Source organism: Bowmanella yangjiangensis, from assembly GCF_017255015.1.
Classification (GTDB): Bacteria; Pseudomonadota; Gammaproteobacteria; order Enterobacterales; family Alteromonadaceae; genus Bowmanella; species Bowmanella yangjiangensis.
In genome coordinates this window covers 1-3,229 of the sequence record NZ_JAFKCS010000087.1, presented here as the reverse complement: position 1 = coordinate 3,229, position 3,229 = coordinate 1, and the positions used below count along the sequence as shown (strand labels likewise).

The 3,229-nt window shown below is 62.7% G+C and carries 2 protein-coding genes; both read left to right on the top strand.

Annotation, left to right across the window (positions count from 1 at the left end; genetic code table 11):
- Positions 1-542: 542 nt before the first annotated feature.
- Positions 543-1,703 (top strand): aromatic ring-hydroxylating oxygenase subunit alpha, encoded by a 1,161-nt coding sequence (locus tag J0A65_RS21880; RefSeq protein ID WP_047591399.1) that lies wholly within the window; start codon positions 543-545, stop codon positions 1,701-1,703.
- Between the two features lie 10 nt (positions 1,704-1,713).
- Positions 1,714-3,159 carry an aldehyde dehydrogenase family protein gene (locus J0A65_RS21875; protein WP_206596444.1) on the top strand — a complete coding sequence of 482 codons (1,446 nt, stop codon included), beginning with the start codon at positions 1,714-1,716 and terminating at the stop codon, positions 3,157-3,159.
- Positions 3,160-3,229: the final 70 nt, after the last annotated feature.

Below are 3,229 nucleotides of genomic sequence, written 5' to 3'. Positions count from 1 at the left end.
CCCTGGGGCGCAGCAGTCGGCAGAGTGTGCAGCGCTTTCGCAACTGGTTGATGGAGCAGGTCGCCAGCACGCCTGGTGACGAGGCTCAGGCGGGTTGAAGCGAAGCTGCCGCAGGCTTTTGGCCTGAGGCAGCTCGTACATTACCCGTAGCGCGGGCGATCAGTGAGAAGGGCGGTTTCGCGGCTGTTGGCGTAGAACCGCTGCGCAGCAGGCAGCGCTTGCCGGGTTGACAAGTGCCTGCAGGGCGTTGCGCAGTGACGGCAAGATGGCACCGGCGACAGCGCGGTACAAGCCATTTCTCGTCATGAGTCGATGAGCCCACGACATGTATCAGTCTGCGGATTTTCTGGGCTGGCTAACTGAGCCTCACTTATATTTATGATTTTTAGTCATAAATGTTGCCGCAAAAATCGTTTGTCGAACAATCCCCTGCTTTTCGACACTGGTGACCAACGAGCAGCGCCCGAAGGCCTGCCGATTACCACCACCGTGCCTTGCAGGGGATAACAACAATGACTCAAGCCACATCTCAGCAAATCCCAGTGCACCAGCTGGAAACCATACTCGCACCGATTCATGAAGCCACCGGCCTGTCCAACGCGTTCTACACCGACCAGAAGCTGTTTGAGCTCGAACGCGATCAGATCATGGGCACGACTTGGGCCTGCGTCGGCTTCGCCAGCGATCTGAGCCAGAACGGTTCGGTAAAACCGGTCGACTTCATGGGCCTGCCGCTGTTGCTGATGCGCAACCGTGAAGGCCAGGTGCAGGTGTTCCACAACGTCTGCAGCCACCGTGGCATGAAGCTGGTGGAAGAGGCTGGCACCGTGCAGGGCGTGATTCGCTGCCCGTACCACTCCTGGACCTATGACCTCAACGGCGGTCTCAAGGGCACGCCGCACGTTGGCGGTATCGACAAGCACAAGGACGAGCGTTTTGCCTGCGAGAAGCATGGTCTCAAGGCCATCCGCAGCGCCATCTGGATGGACATGGTGTTCGTCAACCTGTCCGGTGACGCGCAGCCGCTGGAAGAGATGCTGGCGCCGCTGACCGCGCGCTGGAGCCAGTTCCTCGGTGATGACGGCATGAGCCTGATGCGCCGCCGCGCCAACATGGACTCGACCACCCTCGACATCGCCTGTAACTGGAAGCTGGCCGTGGAGAACTACTGCGAGGCGTACCACCTGCCGTGGGTGCACCCGAGTCTGAATACATATTCGCGCCTTGAGGATCACTACAACATCCTCTTCGACGAGCAGTTCGCCGGCCAGGGCAGCTACGCCTACAACCTCTCCGATGTTGCCGGCACCCACTTGCCGCAGTTCCCCAGCTGGCCGCAGGACCGCCTGCGCAACGCCGAGTACGTGGCCTTCTTCCCCAATGTGCTGCTGGGAATCCAGGCCGACCATGCCTTCGCCATGCAACTGGAACCGGTTGCACCGGGCCGTACCATCGAGCACCTGCGCCTGTTCTACGTGGGTGACGAGGCGCTGAGCGACGAGTACGCCGCTTGCCGCAACGCCATTCTGGAATCGTGGAAAGTGGTGTTCGCCGAAGACATCGCCTCGGTCGAAGGCATGCAGAAGGGCCGTCATTCGCCGGGCTACGGCGGCGGCGCGTTCTCCCCGGAGATGGATATCCCGACGCACTACTTCCACCAGTGGGCCGCGCGCAAGTTGCTGACCATCGCGCAGAACGCCTGAGGAGGCCGTCATGTATCCGATCGCCTCTCACTGGCTCAATTACATCGATGGTGACTGGGTCGACAGCGCCCAGCACCTGAGCGTGAACAACCCCGGTACTGCCGGACCGCTGGCGACCATTGCCCAGGCCAGTGTCGAGGACGCCGAGCGCGCGCTGCTGGCGGCACGTCGCTGCGCCGACAGCGGTGAGCTGACCCGCGCCCGCCCGGCGCAGCGGGTCAGCTGGCTGCTGCGCATTGCCGAGGAAATCCGTGCGGTGGCGGACGAAGGTGCCTGGGTGCTGTGCCAGGAAAATGGCAAGAGCCTCGCTGATGCCCGCGATGAGTTCATCGAAGCCGCGCGCTACTTCGAGTACTACGCGGGCATGGCGGATAAGATCGAGGGCACCTCTATCCCGCTGGGCAACGGCTACATGGATTTCACCGTCTACGACCCCATGGGCGTGTCGGCGCAGATCGTGCCGTGGAATTTTCCGGTGTCCATCTGTGCGCGCTCCCTGGCGCCGGCGCTGGCGGCCGGCAACGCGGTGGTGATCAAGTCGCCGGAGCTGTCGCCGCTGGGCATGTGCGTGCTGGTACGCGCCATCGTCAAGGCTGGCTTGCCGCAGGGTGCGATCAACCTGATCTGCGGCCGTGGTCGTGAGGTTGGAGCGCATCTGGTGAGCAGCGCCAAGGTCGACCAGATCGTCTTCACCGGCTCGGTGCCTACCGGCCAGTCGATTCTTCGCGATGCGGCGGCCAACGCCATTCCCAGCGTCATGGAACTGGGCGGCAAGTCGGCCGCCATTGCCTTCGCCGATGTCGACCGCAAGCAACTGCTGGCCAGCGTCAAGAGCGGCATTTTCTTCAATGCCGGGCAGGTCTGCTCGGCCATGTCGCGCCTGCTGGTGCAGCGCGAAATTTACGAAGACATCGTCCAGGCGGTGGTCGAGCTGGCCGAAGGGCTCAGCGTCGGCCTCGGCCAGGACAACCCGGACCTCACCCCGGTTGTCAGTGCAGCTCAACTCGCTGGAATCGAAACCCTGTGTCGGCGCGCAGTCGATGAAGGTGCGGTGCTGGCCACCGGTGGCGAGGCTCATAGCGAACTGACCGGGCACTTCATGCGTCCGACGGTGTTTCGCGACGTGCGTGCGGACATGTGCATCGCCCGGGAAGAGGTGTTCGGCCCGGTACTGGCGATTATCCCCTTCGACAGTGAAGAGCAGGCCATCGAGATTGCCAATGGCACCGATTTCGGTCTGGTTGCTGGCGTCTTCACCCAGGACATCAGCCGTGCCATGCGCTGCGTGCGGCGCCTGCGCGCTGGCCAGGTATTCGTCAACGAGTGGTATGCCGGTGGCATCGAAACGCCATTTGGCGGTGTTGGCCTGTCCGGCTTCGGCCGTGAGAAGGGCCAGGAAGCGCTGTACAGCTACGTACGCACCAAGAACGTCGCCATTCGCGTGGCGGGGGAGTGAGCAACATGTTCAAGACCTGGCTGTGTGTGGTCTGCGGCCTCATCTATGACGAGGCCCTGGGCTGGCCGGA